This window comes from Arthrobacter sp. ZBG10, from assembly GCF_001238605.1.
Taxonomy (GTDB): domain Bacteria; phylum Actinomycetota; class Actinomycetes; order Actinomycetales; family Micrococcaceae; genus Arthrobacter.
On sequence record NZ_LFQH01000036.1, the window covers coordinates 1 to 14,890 of the forward strand.

14 protein-coding genes are annotated in these 14,890 nt (G+C 67.2%); 8 read left to right on the top strand and 6 right to left on the bottom strand.

The annotated features are described in order from the left end of the window. The 5 genes from ACU18_RS09200 to ACU18_RS09215 form a co-directional block, all read left to right on the top strand. On the top strand, nt 1–565 hold a 565-nt coding region (locus tag ACU18_RS09200; RefSeq protein WP_269430532.1), incomplete at its 5' end, for a UTP--glucose-1-phosphate uridylyltransferase. A 171-nt stretch (nt 566–736) separates the two neighbouring features. Further along, entirely contained in the window at nt 737–1,795 is a 1,059-nt protein-coding gene (locus ACU18_RS09205; RefSeq protein WP_050685254.1) for an iron-containing redox enzyme family protein, read from the top strand. A gap of 32 nt (nt 1,796–1,827) precedes the next feature. Then, on the top strand, nt 1,828–2,013 hold the full coding sequence (locus ACU18_RS19270; RefSeq protein ID WP_432246065.1) for a CDGSH iron-sulfur domain-containing protein: 186 nt from the start codon (nt 1,828–1,830) through the stop codon (nt 2,011–2,013). A 95-nt stretch (nt 2,014–2,108) separates the two neighbouring features. Continuing rightward, nucleotides 2,109–4,292: a hypothetical protein gene (locus ACU18_RS09210; RefSeq protein ID WP_050685255.1), complete on the top strand. Its 2,184-nt coding sequence runs from the start codon at nt 2,109–2,111 to the stop codon at nt 4,290–4,292. 69 nt (nt 4,293–4,361) lie between these two features. After that, the gene (locus ACU18_RS09215; protein ID WP_050685256.1) at nt 4,362–4,622 is read left to right on the top strand and encodes a DUF4235 domain-containing protein; all 261 of its coding nucleotides are present in this window, start codon (nt 4,362–4,364) and stop codon (nt 4,620–4,622) included. A 75-nt stretch (nt 4,623–4,697) separates the two neighbouring features. Here the strand turns inward: ACU18_RS09215 and mnhG are convergent, their stop codons facing one another. Genes mnhG through ACU18_RS09245 form a run of 6 tightly spaced genes read right to left on the bottom strand, consistent with a single transcriptional unit; the run spans nt 4,698 to nt 11,153 of the window. After that, a complete protein-coding gene (gene mnhG / locus ACU18_RS09220; RefSeq protein ID WP_050685257.1) occupies nt 4,698–5,099 on the bottom strand; it encodes a monovalent cation/H(+) antiporter subunit G in 402 nt (133 codons plus the stop codon). Continuing rightward, complete coding sequence (locus ACU18_RS09225) at nt 5,089–5,370, bottom strand: monovalent cation/H+ antiporter complex subunit F (RefSeq protein WP_050685258.1); 282 nt, start codon at nt 5,368–5,370, stop codon at nt 5,089–5,091. Before ACU18_RS09225 ends, mnhG begins: the two co-directional genes overlap by 11 nt. Next, nucleotides 5,367–5,912: a Na+/H+ antiporter subunit E gene (locus ACU18_RS09230; protein WP_050685259.1), complete on the bottom strand. Its 546-nt coding sequence runs from the start codon at nt 5,910–5,912 to the stop codon at nt 5,367–5,369. Before ACU18_RS09230 ends, ACU18_RS09225 begins: the two co-directional genes overlap by 4 nt. Beyond that, complete coding sequence (locus tag ACU18_RS09235) at nt 5,909–7,555, bottom strand: Na+/H+ antiporter subunit D (protein ID WP_050685260.1); 1,647 nt, start codon at nt 7,553–7,555, stop codon at nt 5,909–5,911. The genes ACU18_RS09230 and ACU18_RS09235 overlap by 4 nt, the downstream gene beginning before the upstream one ends. Continuing rightward, the gene (locus tag ACU18_RS09240) at nt 7,552–8,139 is read right to left on the bottom strand and encodes a Na(+)/H(+) antiporter subunit C (RefSeq protein WP_050685261.1); all 588 of its coding nucleotides are present in this window, start codon (nt 8,137–8,139) and stop codon (nt 7,552–7,554) included. Before ACU18_RS09240 ends, ACU18_RS09235 begins: the two co-directional genes overlap by 4 nt. Then, nucleotides 8,136–11,153: a Na+/H+ antiporter subunit A gene (locus ACU18_RS09245; protein ID WP_050685262.1), complete on the bottom strand. Its 3,018-nt coding sequence runs from the start codon at nt 11,151–11,153 to the stop codon at nt 8,136–8,138. The genes ACU18_RS09240 and ACU18_RS09245 overlap by 4 nt, the downstream gene beginning before the upstream one ends. A gap of 191 nt (nt 11,154–11,344) precedes the next feature. Here ACU18_RS09245 and ACU18_RS09250 point away from each other — a divergent pair, with 191 nt between their 5' ends. The 3 genes from ACU18_RS09250 (at nt 11,345) to ACU18_RS09260 (ending at nt 14,885) form a co-directional block, all read left to right on the top strand. After that, nucleotides 11,345–12,748, top strand: a complete 1,404-nt coding sequence (locus ACU18_RS09250) for an MFS transporter (protein ID WP_050685263.1) — start codon at nt 11,345–11,347, stop codon at nt 12,746–12,748. Nucleotides 12,749–12,843: 95 nt separating this feature from the next. Then, nucleotides 12,844–13,944, top strand: coding sequence for a Gfo/Idh/MocA family protein (locus tag ACU18_RS09255; RefSeq protein WP_050685264.1), 1,101 nt, complete (start codon nt 12,844–12,846; stop codon nt 13,942–13,944). After that, on the top strand, nt 13,941–14,885 hold the full coding sequence (locus ACU18_RS09260; protein WP_050685265.1) for a PmoA family protein: 945 nt from the start codon (nt 13,941–13,943) through the stop codon (nt 14,883–14,885). Before ACU18_RS09255 ends, ACU18_RS09260 begins: the two co-directional genes overlap by 4 nt. Nucleotides 14,886–14,890: the final 5 nt, after the last annotated feature.

Here is a 14,890-nt window from a genome sequence, read left to right on the forward strand (position 1 = left end):
GGCCAAGGGCCTGGGCCATGCGGTGCTGTGCGCCAGCCAGCACGTGGGCAACGAGCCGTTCGCGGTGCTCCTGGGGGATGACCTCATCGATGAGGCCGAGTCCCTGCTGAGCACCATGATGGAGGTCCAGCAGAAGACCGGCGGATCGGTGATCGCCCTGATCGAGGTTGACCCCTCGCAGATCAGCGCCTATGGCTGCGCCGACATCTCCGTGGTGGAAGGCGAGGACTACGTCCGCGTGAACTCCCTGGTGGAAAAGCCCGCCGTGGGCGAGGCCCCGTCCAACCTGGCCGTGATCGGCCGGTACGTGCTGCACCCGGCCGTGTTCGGTGTCCTGGAGAACACGACTCCCGGCCGCGGTAACGAAATCCAGCTGACCGATGCGCTGCAGACCCTTGCCGCCGGCGAGGGCAACGGCTCCGGCGTGTACGGGGTGGTCTTCAAGGGCCGCCGGTACGACACCGGCGACAAGCTCAGCTACCTCAAGGCCGTCATCACCCTGGCCTCCGAGCGCGTGGAATTCGGCGAAGACCTCAAAACCTGGATGAAGGCCTTCGTCAGCTAACAGGCGGCCGGGCCTGCCGCGGAATCCGGACCCGGCACTTCGCTTTAATATAGTAATCATGCTTACTATTAAGGTGATCGACTGGAGAGGCTGGCGTAACCGGCCGCACCTGGGCGTGGGTCTGGCGAACGGACCAGACGGGGCGCCAGGTCATCACGTCAAAGGAGCACCATGAAGATTCCAGAAGCCAGAGGGCCCATCAGCCACGAGCTGTTCCGCGTCCTTGCCCGCGGTCCGGAGCCAACACGGACCGCTTTAGGACTGGCCGGACTCCGGCAGGAGATCCACGCCCGCCTGGCCGCAGCGGGGGACCTTGTGGTGGACGATGACATCCAGCTCACGCTCTTCTGCCTCTACGAGCTGCACTATTCCGGCCTGGACGGGGTGGACGACGCCTGGGAATGGGAGCCGGACCTGATTGGGGCACGCCAGCTCCTGGAGAAGCCCTTCGAAGATTCCGTGCGCAACGAGGCCGCCCCGCTGGTCCACGGGCTTCCCCATCATGGGGAACCGATGACCAGCGACGGCGTCGCGGACATCCTCTTCAGCCTGGCCGGCCGCGACGCCGGCCCCAGCGTCTCGCGTTTCGTCGCGAAGAAGGCCAGCCTGGCCCAACTGAGGGAATTCCTGATCCACAAGTCTGTTTACCAGCTCAAGGAAGCCGACCCCCACACCTGGGCGATTCCCCGCCTGAGCGGCCGGCCAAAAGCCGCCCTGGTGGAGATCCAGGCGGATGAATACGGCGGCGGCCGGCCTGAGCGGATGCACGCCGCCTTGTTCGCCCGGACCATGCGGGGCCTTGACCTGGACGACACCTACGGCGGATATCTGGACACCGTACCGGCCGTATCCCTGGCGGCGGTGAACTTCATGTCCCTGTGCGGCTTGAACCGCCGGCTGCGCGGGGCGATCGCCGGGCACCTGGCCATGTATGAGATGACCTCGTCACAGCCCAACCGCCTCTACAGCCAGGGATTCCGCAGGCATGGCTACAACAAAGCCGTAACCCATTACTTCGACGAGCATGTGGAAGCCGATGCAGTCCACGAGCAAATCGCCGGCCGTGACCTGGCGGGTGGCCTGGTGGAGGCGGAGCCCAGGTTGCTGGGCGACGTCCTCTTCGGTGCAACAGCTGCCCTTGCCCTGGACCTCCGGCAGTCCAGCCACCTGCTTTCCTGCTGGGAAAACGGTGGAACGTCCCTCCGGCCAACCGTGGCGGTTGCGGCGTGAACCCTGATGGGGGGCCGGCCGAAAGCTCAATCGTGGTTTGCCCGGATGGGCCTCTGATTATCCGCGGCAGCTTCGAGATTGTCACGCCGTCAGGGGATGCAGTCCCCCGCGACCGGCAAACCGTGGCATTGTGCCGCTGCGGCGCATCCGCCATCAAGCCTTATTGCGACGGCTCGCACAAGATGGTCAGGTTCCGCAGCGGACCACCTGCCGCCTGAACGGACCACCCCCTGGGCGGTCCGTGGTTGACAGACGCCGGGCCACGGGAAAGGATGCTTAGAAAGCGTTTTCTCACCGGAGGAGGGCGTGCGCCTTGCGCAGCCAGCACACTGCCATTGACCGTCAATCCCTGGTGCGCCGCCATAACGTGCACCAGCAAAGCCTGGACCCGCGGAGCCCTGTTTCGGTGGGGAACGGGGAGTTCTGCTTCACCCTGGACCTGACCGGAATGCAAAGCATGCCTGGCCGTTACCCGGTGGGTGCCCGCAGTGAACTCCCACCGGGCACGCTGCTGGGCACCCAGTCCCAATGGGGCTGGCACGCCGTTCCGGCCGACGGCGAGTACTCCTTGGCCGGTTCCACCGTCACGTACGATTCGCCGCGCGGCCCGGTGCCCTACGTGGACATGGTGGGTGACATTGTTGACGGCCGCGAGACGGACACGTCCCGCGCCGAAACCTGGCTGCGGGCCAACCCGCACCGGCTTGACCTGGGCCGAATCGGCTTCAGCCTTCCGGACAGGGACAACCCGGACATCCAGGCCGCGGACATCGTGGACCCCCGGCAGATACTGGACCTCTGGACCGGGACAGCAACCAGCACCTTCGCACTGAGCGGGCACCCCGCCCATGTCACCACTGCGTGCCACCCCGAACAAGACCTGCTGGGGTTCCGCATCGAATCGGCGGCGCTGGACCAGGGCCTGGCCGTCACGCTGGCCTTCCCGTACGGCTCCGAAGCCTGGCATAACGCCGCGGACTGGGACCAGCCGGCAGCCCACTCCACCCGGGTGGCGGAAGCCGAACCACAGCGCTGGGTGATTCAGCGGGACCTTGACGGTTCCGGCTACCAGGTGGCCATCACCGGCACCGGCCTGGTGGTTGAGCAGACGGGCAGGCACGAGGTGCTGATCCGCGCCGAACCCGGGCAGGAAGTCCTGGACTTCGCGGTCCACTTCGTCAGCGCCGGGCAAGGCGACTGCCTGCCCCGCGGAACGGGCGGCATCAGCGGCATCGGCAAACCCGCCACACCGGAACCAGCCGCTGCCCCGGCGGCGGCAACCGCAGCGGAAGCCGGCACCGCCGTGATCGATGCGTCCCGCCAAGGCTGGGCTACCTTCTGGAAGTCCGGCGCCGCAGTCGACCTTTCCGGGACGGCGGATCCCCGCGCCCTGGAAGTGGAGCGCCGCACCGTCCTCTCGCAGTACCTCACCGCCATCAACTGCTCCGGATCGTTGCCGCCCCAGGAAACCGGGTTGGTGTGCAACTCCTGGCGCGGCCGCTTCCACCTGGAGATGCACTGGTGGCACGCGGCTCATTTCGCCACCTGGAACCGGACGGCCCTGCTGCTGCCGGCGCTGCGCTGGTACGCCACGGTGATGGACAGCGGGCGGCAAACGGCCAAGGACCAGGGGTTCGACGGCGTCCGCTGGCCCAAGCAAGTGGGTCCGGACGGGCGGGAAAGCCCCAGCCCGATCGGCACCTTCCTGATCTGGCAGCAGCCGCACCCGATCCACCTGGCCGAACTGGCCTACCGCGCCGAGCCGTCCCGTGAGCTCCTGGCCGAGTTCGCGGAGGTGGTGTTCGCCACCGCCGACTTCATGGCGTCCTTCGCCCACCCCACTGCCCGTGGCTTCGAACTGGGCCCGCCCCTGGTTCCGGCCCAGGAAAGCTACGAATCAGTCCGGGGGACGGCCAGCAATCCCACCTTCGAACTCGCGTACTGGCAGTGGGCACTCAGGCTGGCCTCGGCATGGCGCGAACGGCTCGGCCTGCCGCCCCGGGAGGACTGGGAAGCCGTAGCGGCCGGCATGGTGCCCCCCAAGGTTATGGACGGCACGTACGCGGCGATCGACGTCGAACCCTTCACCATCCGCACCGACCATCCGTCAATGCTGTGCGCCCTGGGCGTCCTGCCGCAGACCGGGCTGGTGGACCCGGCGATTATGCGGGCAACGCTGCGGGAGGTCCTCGCGGACTGGGACTGGGACAGCACGTGGGGCTGGGACTATCCCGTCCTGGCCATGACCGCCGCCCGGCTGGACGATCCGGAAGCGGCGGTGGACGCCCTGCTGCTCGATGCCGGCAAGAACCTCATTCTTCCCAACGGGCACAACCGGCAAACAGATTCCCTGCCGCTGTACCTGCCGGGCAACGGCGGGCTGCTGGCTGCGGTGGCGCTGATGGCTGCCGGCTGGGACGACGGGCCGGAGCGGTCCGCCCCCGGGTTCCCCGCCGACTGGGACGTTGCCTGGGAGGGCCTGGTCCGGTCGCCGTAGGGAACTCGTGCGCCGCTGCTTGCCGCTAGGCTGGGGGAGTATGTTTTCCGTCCGCAAGGAGTATAAGGAATGAACCTCTTCATCAAGCTGCTCGGCACCGGCATCAGCCTCGGCGCCGGCCTGGTCGGCACCAAGCTGGTCAACGCCGTCTGGGAAAAGTCCACCGGCAAGCAGGCCCCCACCGGCAAGGACGACACGCCCACCAGCCTCCGCTCGGCGCTGACCTTCGCGCTGATCTCGGCTTCCGTCAGCACCATCATCCAGGTGCTCACCAACCGTGGCACGCAGCGTGCGATCGCCAGGTTCGCCAAGAGCGCCGACGTCGTCTGACAGGCACAGGCAGCACCGCTTAAGCGACTGACGGCGGGCCCGGATCATCCGGACCCGCCGTCAGTGTCTTAAGGCTCAGTCGCCGTCGCGGGTTTCGTCGGCGGCGGCCTTGGCGGCAGCTTTCTGCACCACTTCCTCGAGGTCGTCGGAGGTGAGGAGCTCCCGGTGCAGGTGCTTGGTGCGGTAGCCGGCGCGGCCCACCATGTGGGCCGAGACGGGAACCGTCAGCAGCTGGAAGATCCAGGCCACCACCAGCACGGGCCATACCCACCAGGTGCGCATCTGCAGGCCAATGGCCGCCAGGAGGAGGAAGAGGCCCAGCACCTGCGGTTTGGTGGCGGCGTGCATGCGGCTGAGCAGGTCCGGGAAACGGAGCAGCCCGATCGCTGCGCCCAGGGACATGATGGCGCCCACGATCATAAACACAGCCGAGGCCAGGTCCACCCAGGCGTCCACTCCGGTGAAATCAGGATTCATGAGGCTGTTGTTCCCTTCGGTCAGCCACGAACCGGGCCACGGTGACGGACCCGATGAAGCCGATGATGGAAATGGCAACCACCAGCATCAGGTTGTTCAGGTGCCGGTTCACGGCCATGTCCACACACAGCGCACCACCCAGGATGGCCAGCAGCACGTCCGCCGCCAGCACGCGGTCCAGCAGCGACGGTCCGCGGGCGATCCGGAGGATGGCGCCGGCGGCGGCCAGAGAGAAGATGATGGCGGTAGCCACCAGGACTGCCTGCATCATGCGGCCGCCTCCGTCCGGACAAGTTCAAGCTCTTCAGGGGTGCCCATGATCCGGATCAGTGCCGCTTCGATGCCGCGCACCTCGTTTTTCAGGTTCTCCACGGCTTCCGGGGAGCTGATGTTGATGGCGTGCAGGTACAGCGTGGAGGTTGACCGGTCCACCTCCACCACCAGGGAACCGGGAATCAGCGAAATCACGTGCCCCACGGCGGTGACCATCAGGTCCTGGCGGCTCCGCAGGGTCACCGCCACCACGGCGTTGGTGACCTTGGGGCCTCGGACCAGCGCCAGGTAGAGGATCTGTCCGCTGGCCACCACCACCTTGCCCAGGAAGGACAACGCAAACGGGACAGCCTGCAGGACGTTGAACCGGCCGCTGAGTTCAACCGGCGGAAGGTAGAACAACCGGGCGACGGCGATGGCCAGCAAGGCGCCGAAGAGCAGGTTTCCGGGGCTGAAGTCCTGCCACAGGGCGCCCCACACAATCACCAGCCACACCAGCAGAGGCAGTTCCTGGCGCAGCGAAATCCGGCGGCGGCTCATTTTCCTCCTCCAAGGGCGGGTGCCGGCGGAACCACCGTGTCATCGCCCAGGACTGCCTGGATGTACGGCGCCCGGTCCAGCATGTCCTGCGCGGCCCGGTCCGAGAGTTCAAACAGCGGCCCGGCAAAGACGGTCAGGGCCACGCCCAGCACCACCAGCCCCAGGGTGGAGCCCACCATGGTCCGGGGCATCAGCATGGCGCGCCGCGCCGTTCCCGTGCGGTTGGAGACCATCATGCCGGTCCGGCCGGCTCCGGCGGGCTGCAGGGCCTCCGGGTCTTCGGGGTCTGCCAGCAGAACGGGGTCCGGATGTTCGGCATCTGTGGGCCGGCGCCAGAAGGCACGGTTCCAGACCCTGGCGACGGCCAGGAGCGTGAGCAGGCTGGTCACGACGCCGCCAATCACCAGGGCGTACGCCAGCGGGGTGCCAAGTTCCACGCCTGCCTGCAGGAGCCCCACTTTCCCCAGGAACCCGGAGAACGGCGGGATGCCGGCCAGGTTCATGCCGGGGATGAAAAACAGCAGCGCCAGCAGCGGCGAGAGCTTGGCCAGTCCGCCCAGGCGGTCCACGGAGGAACTGCCGCCACGGCGTTCGATCAAGCCCGTAACCAGGAACAGGCTGGTCTGGATGGTGATGTGGTGTGCCACGTAGAACACAGCGGCACCCAACCCGGCTTTGGAGGACATGGCCAGCCCGAACACCATGTAGCCGATGTGGCTGACCAGGGTGAAGGACAGCAGACGCTTGATGTCGCTTTGCGCCAGCGCACCGAGGATTCCCACCACCATCGTCAGCAGGGCCGCCACCATCAGCGGCGTGTTCAGCGAGTCACCGGGGAACAGCAGCGTTTCGGTGCGGACAATCGCGTACACACCCACCTTGGTGAGCAGGCCGGCGAAAACGGCGGTGACCGGTGCGGGCGCTGTGGGATACGAGTCGGGAAGCCAGAAGGACAGCGGGAACACCGCGGCCTTGATCCCGAACGCCACCAGCAGCATCACGTGCAGGAGGGTCTGCGTGCCCTGGTCCAGCTCACCCAGCTTGATGGCCAGGTCCGCCATGTTCACGGTGCCCGTGGCCCCGTAGATCATGGCGATGGAGATCAGGAACAGCACCGAAGACACCACCGACACCACCACATAGGTGACGCCGGCCCGGATCCGCGGGCCGGTTCCGCCCAGGGTCATCAGCACGTAGCTGGCGGTCAGCAGGATTTCGAAACCCACGTACAGGTTGAACAGGTCACCGGAGAGGAAGGCGTTGGAGACCCCTGCCACCAGGATCAGGTAGGTGGGGTGGAAGATCGAGACGGGTGCGTCGTGGTCCCCGTCCGCCATGCCCTGCCCGGTGGCGTAGACCAGGACGGCAAGGCTCACGGCGGAGGAAACCACCAGCATGAGCGAGGAGAACTGGTCCACCACCATAACGATGCCGAAGGGCGGGATCCAGCCGCCAAGGGTCACGGCGAACGTTCCGCCGTCCCACACGCTGGCCAGCAGGAAGCACTCGAGCAGCAGCGTCACGGACAGCAGGGCGATGCTGACGGCCCGCTGCGCCCGCGAGTGCCGGATCAGCAGGAAGGTGAGCGCGGCGCCCAGGATGGGAAGGACGACGGCGAGTGGAGCCAGGCTTGCGATGTTCACTTAGCGTCTCCTTCCGGGGTGGGGGCAACGTTTTGGGAGCCGGGTTTTTCTTCCGCCGCGGCGTCCTCTGCGGGCATTTCCTTGCCGCCGGCCACCACCTTGGCCCTGTCCGCGGGGTCTCCGGGGCTGCCGTGATCCGACACGTCGCCGCCGTCGGTGCCAACCATGGTGAGCGGGAATTCGGAGGTTTCGATGGGGATCTCGGCGTCGTCTTCGGCGTCGAAGCTGGGGGTCTCGGCGACGCGGAGGTCCTCCACGTCGTCCTGGATCTCGTCCCGGCGTGCCAGTACCCAGGTCCGGTAGATGATGCCGAGCATAAAGGCCGTCACCGCGAAGGAGATGACGATCGAGGTGAGGATCAGCGCCTGCGGCAGCGGATCGTTGTAGTCCCCGGCTGCGGTGTCCTTCGAATACAACGGCGCCAGGCCTGCGTAGCCGCCGGTGGCGAGGATCAGGAGGTTGGTGGCGTTGGCCAGCAGCATCAGCCCCAGCAGCACCCGGGTCAGGCTGCGTTCCAGGATCAGGTAGATCCCACAGGCGTACAGCGCTCCCATGATGATCAGGAGGGTCAGGTTAACGCTCATGCTTTGGCCTCTACGGTGGTCCCGGCAGGAATGCTGCCGGTTTCTTCTTCGTCTTCGGCGGCCGCCATGGACCGTTCATCGAAGTGCTCGTCGATTTCGGCTCCGAGGCTGCGCAGCACGTCCAGGACCAGGCCCACCACCACGATGTAGACCCCGATGTCGAACAGTGTGGAGGTGACGAACTTGATGTCCCCGAAGACGGGCAGCCAGAACTCGACGATGGCGCTCTGGAAGACCTGGCCGCCGAGAAGCAGCGGGGCGATCCCCGACAGCGCGGCCACGGCAAGCCCGATTCCCAGCAGCCCGCCCGCGCTGACCGGGGTGGCTTCGCGGAGTTCGAAGCGGCCACCGGCGAGGTAGCGGATGGTCAGCGCCAGGCCGGCCATCAGGCCGCCGGCGAATCCGCCGCCTGGAAGGTTGTGGCCTGCGAGCAGGAGGTAGAGGGAGAAGATGATCATCGAGTGGAAAACCAGCCGGGTGACCACCTCGAAGATGATGGAGCGGCGTTCCGGGGCGAGGGTCCGGCCGGCCACGATCCAGGCATCCCGCGTAGCCGACGCAAACTTGCGGCTGATGGCCAGCGCGGCGGCTTCACGCGAACCCGGATCCACTCCGTGCCGCCGGCCCACGGTGCCTTCGGCCACGGAGGCGGACATCTGGATCTTGTCGCCGCGGCCGCGGACGAAGATCAGGCTGGCGACTCCGGTGGCTGCCAGCGCCAGGACGGTGATTTCGCCGAACGTGTCCCAGGCCCGGATGTCCACGAGTGTGACGTTGACGATGTTCAACCCGCCGCCGCCTTCATAGGCCAGCTGCGGGAACTGCAGCGAGACCGGTGTGGCGACGCGGGCGCCCATGGCGTAGATCGCGGCAAAGACCATTGTTGTGCCGAATGCCAGGCCGATGATGACGCGCGCCACCCGGTACTTGCCGCCCGTGCGGTCCCGCAGCTCGGCCGGCAGGCTGCGCATGGCCAGCACAAACGCGACCAGCACAATGGTTTCCACCAGCATCTGCGTCAGCGCCAGGTCCGGGGCGCTCTGCAGTGCGAACATCAGGGCGATGCCGTAGCCGGTCACGGACACCATCAGCACCGCCAGGAAGCGCTTGTTGGCCTTGACGGCGGCCAGGGCGCCGATCACGATCACCGCGCCCACCACGATCTGGAGCGGAGAGCCCGGATCCACCACGTACAGGTTGTCCGGGAGGGCCTTGCCGGAGAGAAGCATCACCGTCAGGGGCAGTGCGAAGGCCACGCTGAGGATCACGGCAAGGTAGAAGTACAGCGAACCGCGCTGGGTCCGGCCGGTGATCCACACAGCGACGTCATCCAGCGCGCCGATGGTCAGCTGGTAGCCCCGGTCCCCGTCCACCCAGGCCGGGACCAGGGACTGCAGCCGGGCCACAGCGTTGCGGCCGAAGTGCATGGCCAGGCCCAGCACGAAGGTGAGCGCCGTCAGGCCCAGTGCCGGGGTGAGTCCATGCCACAGCGCAAGGTGCCCTGCCTGCTCGGCGGGAGTGCCGGCGTCGGCCGCTGGTGAAGCGAAAAGGGCCGCGTACGGCTGGATCCACGCGTCCACCGGGACGGGCCACAGCCCGTACCCGATGGTCAGGAGGCTGAGGATGGCCGGCGCCGCGAGGAACGCGGGGCTGATGGCCTTGAACGGGGTGGGTTCCACGCCGGGTTTGTTGGCGAAGGCGCCCCACATAAACCGGGCGCTGTAGGCGAAGGTCAGGACCGATCCCAGGACCAGCCCGGCCAGGACCACCATGCCCCACGGGCCTGCTTCGGGGTCGGCTGCGTGGTGCACAAAGGCTTCGAGGACCGACTCTTTGGCCACAAAGCCGGCCAGCAGCGGCACGCCGGCCATGGAGGCGGCGCCGATGCCGGCCACCACGGCCAGGGCCCGGGAGGACCGGAAGACGCCGGAGAGTTTGCGCACGTCGCGGGTGCCGGACTGGTGGTCGATGATGCCCACCACCAGGAAGAGTGTCGCTTTGAACAGGCCATGCGCCAGCAGCATCGCCAGTCCGGCGAGGGCAGCGTCCGGCGTGCCGAGGCCCACCACCATGGTGAGGAAGCCGAGCTGGCTGACGGTTCCGTAGGCCAGGATGAGTTTGATGTCGGTTTGGCGCAGGGCGCGGTAGCCGCCCACCAGCATGGTGGCCAGGCCCAGGCCCAGCACCACCGGCTGCCAGTACGCGGTCTCGGAGAAGCCGGGGGCCAACCGCGCCACGAGGTAGATGCCTGCCTTCACCATCGCCGCGGCGTGCAGGTACGCACTGACCGGGGTGGGCGCGGCCATGGCGCCGGGGAGCCAGAAGTGGAAGGGGACCAGCGCTGATTTGGTGATCGCACCTACCAGGACCAGGACGACGGCGGCGCTCACCAGGGTGCCGGAGCTGCCGGCGACGAGCTGGGGGGCCATGTCCATGATGGCGGAGATGCGGTAGGTCCCGGCCGTGTGGCCCAGCATGATCAGGCCCACCAGCATGGCGAGGCCGCCGGCTGTGGTGATCATCAGCGCCTGCAACGCCGACCTGCGGGCGGCGAGCCGGGTGCGGGCGAAACCGATCAGCAGGTAGGAAAGGATGGTGGTGAGTTCCCAGAAGATGAAGAGCAGGAGCAGGTCATCGGCCACCACCAGGCCGAACATGGCGCCGGCAAACGCGAGCAGTTGGGCGCCGAAGCCACCCAGGTCCTGGTCGTTTTTCCCGAAGTATTTGGCGCAGTACACCAGCACCAGGGCTCCCACGCCGAGGACCAGCAGCGACAGGATCCAGGCCAGCGGGTCCATCCGGAAGGCGAATTCGAGGTGCAGGCCCGGGATCCAGGGGTTCACCTCGGCGATGGCCCCGGCGTCCGAGTAGACGGGACCGTGCTGGAGCAGCAGCCAGACAAAGGAACCGGCGGGAACGGCCGCGAGTGCGTAGAACGCGTTCCGGCCCCAGGCCCTGAACATAAGCGGCGCCAGGACAGCCACCGTAAAGTGCACGGCAAGGACTGTAATCACTGGTATCTCCGCAACGTCAGGAATTCGATTGTCAATGGTTGGAGCAGACGGCAAAAGTAAGGTTTGGGAGTGGCCAGTTTATCAAGGCCTGCGGGTTAGTCCTTAACATTGCGCCGTTGCGGGCGCATAATGCCCCGGCATCGCGGGGCTGCGTCCACCTGGTGTTCGCCACGGGCGGATACGATGCAGCTATGAACAGCGCCAGCGTGTCCGGGGCACCGCACCCGTCCTCGGAACTTGAAACCGGCAGCCAGGCTTCCAGCAGGGGCCGGATTGTGGCCTGGGCGGCCTGGGACTGGGGTTCCGCTGCCTTCAACGCGGTCATGACCACGTTTGTGTTCACCGTTTATCTCACCTCGGATGCGTTCGGCGGCGAGGACCGCGCCTCGGCGGTGCTGGGCGGTGCGCTGGCCATCGCGGGCCTTGCCATTGCCCTGCTGGCCCCCGTCACCGGGCAACGCTCTGATGCCGGCGGCAGGCGAAAGCTGTGGCTGGGGGTCAACACGGCCGCCGTGGCACTGCTCACCGGGCTGTGCTTTTTTGTCTTCCCCCAGCCCGGGTTCCTGATTCTGGGCGTCACCCTGATTGCGCTCGGCAACGTCTTTTTTGAGTTTGCCGGGGTCAACTACAACGCCATGCTCGCCCAGATCTCAACGCCGAAAAACATCGGCAAGGTCAGTGGATTCGGCTGGGCCTCGGGGTACCTGGGCGGCATCGTTGCACTGCTGATCGTGCTGCAGCTGTTCGTCCAGCCCAGCTTCGAGTGGTTTGGCTCCGCCACCGCGGACGGCCTGAACATCCGGCTGGTGGCCGTGTTCTCGGCGCTCTGGTTCCTCATTTTCGCTTTGCCTGTCCTCTTCGCCGTCCCCGAGCTGCCGGCAACGGCCGCGGCGGGGCGGCTGGGGTTCCTTGCCAGCTACGGGTTGCTGTTCCGGCGGATCAAGGCCATCTACGCCACCAGCCCGCACACCATCTACTTCCTGCTCGCCAGCGCCGTGTTCCGCGACGGCCTGGCCGCCGTGTTCACCTTCGGCGGCATCATCGCCGCCGGCACCTTCGGGTTCGCATTGCCGCAGGTGATCTTCTTTGCCATCTTCGGCAACGTGGTGGCAGCCGCAGGGGCGGTACTCGGCGGCTTCCTCGACGACAGGGTGGGGCCCAAGGCCGTGATCATCGGCTCCCTGGTGGGGCTCCTGGTTGCCGGCACGCTCATCCTGGTCCTGGGCAACGCCGACCATGTCTTCTTCGGCACGGCGTGGGCAGGCAGCACCACCTTCTGGGTGTTCGGGCTGTTCCTCTGCCTCTTTGTGGGCCCTGCGCAGTCCTCGTCCCGCGCGTACCTGGCGCGGCTTGCCCCGCACGGGGAATCCGGCGAACTGTTTGGCCTGTACGCCACCACCGGCCGGGCCGTCAGCTTCCTGGCTCCGGCGCTGTTCACCCTGTGCATCGCCATCGCCACCCCGCTGGTCGCGGCCGGAGAGGCCCAGCGCTGGGGGATCCTTGGCATCATGGTGGTCCTGCTGGCCGGCCTGCTGGTACTGCTTCCCGTGAAATCGCCGGGCAAAGCGCCCATCGCCGTGGTCCCGTCGTCCTGACGCATCTCCGAACCAGCCCTTGACGGCATTACGTTATCGATCACATAATAAAGGTGATCGATAACATTCTGCTTCAATGACGAGGAGTTCCGCCCATGACACCACCCCTTCCCCGCCCCCGGGCGGGAATAGTCGGCACGGGCGGGATCGCCAACGCCCATGCTGAAGCACTGCTGGCGGCGGGCGCCGAACTGGCGGTGGCAGTGGACATCGATTCCGGCCGCGCCGCGGCCTTTGCCGAAAAGTGGGGCATCAACGCCACTGCCCCGACCCTCGCTGACGCCGCCGCCGCCGGCCTGGACCTGGTGGCAATCTGCACGCCGCCGTCGTCGCACGCCCCCCTGGCACTGGAAGCCCTGGCGCTGGGCTTGAACGTGGTCCTGGAAAAGCCGCCGGCGCTGTCGCTGCTGCAGATGCAGGAACTTGAAGCTGCGGCGCGGGCCTCAGGCCGGCAGGTCAGCTGCATCTTCCAGCACCGGTTCGGCTCCGGCGCCAGGAAACTTGCGGCCCTGCAGGAGAGCGGCGCCCTGGGCAGCCCGCTGACCGGATACTGCAACACGCTGTGGTTCCGGGACCAGGACTACTTTGATGTGCCGTGGCGCGGTAAGTGGGATGTTGAAGGCGGCGGGCCCACCATGGGGCACGGCATCCACCAGTTCGACCTGCTCCTCCACCTGTGGGGGCCGTGGCAGGAAGTCACGGCATTTGCCGGCCGGCTGGCCCGGCGCACGGAAACCGAGGACGTTTCCACCGCAATTGTCCGGTTTGAATCCGGCGCGCTGAGCACGGTCATCAACTCCGTCATCTCCCCGCGGGAGACCTCGCAGCTGCGGTTGGACTACGAAAACGCCACCGTTGAACTGGAGCACCTCTACGGCTACGACGACGCGCACTGGCGTTTCACGCCCGCCCCGGGCAAGGAGCACCTTGCCGCAGCGTGGGCCGACGGCCAGCCGGTGACCCCCAGCGGACACGCCGCCCAGTACGCGCACATCGTCGCTGCACTCAGTGCGGGCACTCCGCTGCCCGTACCACCGGCCGATGCATACCGCACCATGGAACTCGCCGCCGCCATCTACGCGTCCGCCATCGGCGGCAGCACCGTTCGACGCGGCGAAATCACGGACGGAAACCCGTTCTTCGACCGCGCCGACGGCAACCTCGAACCCTGGAAACTTGAAAAGAGCACCGCATGAGCACCTCCGCCAGCCCGTTCTCGTGGACTGACGACGGCGCCGCCGTCGAACTTTCCCTCGACGGCGTCCAGGTCCTGACCTACACCTACGCGGCGGACGACCCGCAGGTGGAGTCCCCGCGCTCCTACTTCCACCCCGTCCGGACCCCCGCCGGGGATGTGGTGACGGCGTACCGTCCGCACGACCACACCTGGCACAAGGGCATCGCCTGGTCCCTGCCGCACCTGGGGCCCGACAATTTCTGGGGCGGGCCCAGTTACCGGCGCGGCAAGGACTACCAGTGGCTGCCCAACAACGGAGCCATGCGGCACCGGGGGCCGGCAGCCGTGACGGACGACGGCGGGACGTTCCGTTTTGCCCACGCCCTGGACTGGATCACGCAGCAGGACGTCATGGTGGTGGCGGAGGAGCGTTCCTTCCACGTAGTGCCCGGCCCTGACAGCAGCTACACCCTGGTGTTTGCCACGGCCATGACAAATGTTTCCGGGGCCGATATCCAGATTGGCTCCCCCACCACAGAAGGCCGCGACAACGCCGGTTATGGTGGGCTGTTCTGGCGGGGGCCCCGGGCATTTGCCGGCGGCACCATCCTGGCTCCCGGCGGCGCCACCGGAGAGGAACTGCGCGGCAAGCGCGCACCGTGGCTCTCCTTTGTGGGCCAGCACGACGAAACCTGCCGCTACTCCACCCTGGTCATGGTGGACGATCCGGCCGCCGGAAACCCCCAGCCCGAATGGTTTGCCCGGTCCGAGCCGTTCGCCTGCATGGGGCCGGCCCCGTTCTTCAGCACCGAGGTCCTGTTCGCCGCCGGCGCCACGCTGCACTTCCGCCACGCAGTGGTGATCGCCGATGGCCAGTCGGACGCCGGCCGGATTGAAGCCCTGGCCGGAACCGCGCTGGAGGCCCTGGCCGCCGGCTCAGCCGTGGGGGCGGACCGGTGACCCGG

What these genes read in the sequence shown, in the direction of transcription:
- ACU18_RS09260 (WP_050685265.1), top strand. Translation starts at nt 13,941, where the DNA reads ATGAGCACCTCCGCCAGCCCGTTCTCGTGGACTGACGACGGCGCCGCC.
- ACU18_RS09250 (WP_050685263.1), top strand. Translation starts at nt 11,345, where the DNA reads ATGAACAGCGCCAGCGTGTCCGGGGCACCGCACCCGTCCTCGGAACTT.
- ACU18_RS09215 (WP_050685256.1), top strand. Translation starts at nt 4,362, where the DNA reads ATGAACCTCTTCATCAAGCTGCTCGGCACCGGCATCAGCCTCGGCGCC.
- ACU18_RS09205 (WP_050685254.1), top strand. Translation starts at nt 737, where the DNA reads ATGAAGATTCCAGAAGCCAGAGGGCCCATCAGCCACGAGCTGTTCCGC.
- ACU18_RS09225 (WP_050685258.1), bottom strand. Translation starts at nt 5,370, where the DNA reads ATGATGCAGGCAGTCCTGGTGGCTACCGCCATCATCTTCTCTCTGGCC.
- ACU18_RS09240 (WP_050685261.1), bottom strand. Translation starts at nt 8,139, where the DNA reads ATGAGCGTTAACCTGACCCTCCTGATCATCATGGGAGCGCTGTACGCC.
- ACU18_RS09230 (WP_050685259.1), bottom strand. Translation starts at nt 5,912, where the DNA reads ATGAGCCGCCGCCGGATTTCGCTGCGCCAGGAACTGCCTCTGCTGGTG.
- ACU18_RS09255 (WP_050685264.1), top strand. Translation starts at nt 12,844, where the DNA reads ATGACACCACCCCTTCCCCGCCCCCGGGCGGGAATAGTCGGCACGGGC.
- mnhG (WP_050685257.1), bottom strand. Translation starts at nt 5,099, where the DNA reads ATGAATCCTGATTTCACCGGAGTGGACGCCTGGGTGGACCTGGCCTCG.